This is a genomic window from Methylobacterium sp. C33D, assembly GCF_053345825.1.
Genome location: NZ_JBKFAV010000186.1, coordinates 1 through 314, shown reverse-complemented (window position 1 = coordinate 314; position 314 = coordinate 1). Strand labels below are relative to the sequence as shown.

Annotated in this window: 1 pseudogene; it reads right to left on the bottom strand. The window is 71.3% G+C overall.

Going from position 1 to position 314, the window contains the following annotated elements:
- Positions 1 to 314 (bottom strand): annotated as a pseudogene (locus ACLBXO_RS31965) (MBL fold metallo-hydrolase); the annotation flags it as partial.

The window sequence follows — 314 nt, the reverse complement described above, 5'->3', positions numbered from 1 at the left end:
CCTCCACCACCTGCACGTGGCAGGCCGGCTTCTTGCCCCACACCTCGTTGACCGCGGTGCGCACGGCCCGGTCGACCGTCTTCTCGACGCTCTCCGGGTCCTTGAGCTTGCCCCGCGACATCCCCGAGAGGGTGCGGGAGACCGCGTCCACCACGGTCTCGATCAGCGGCTCGCCGGACCGGCCGCGGTTCGGCAGGCCGATGATGTCCACGGCCGGCACGCCGAGCACGACGCCGTCCTCGTCGATGGCGATCGCCACCGAGACCAAGCCGGCCTGCATCAGCTTGCGTCGCTCCGGGATCGCCCGGTCCTTC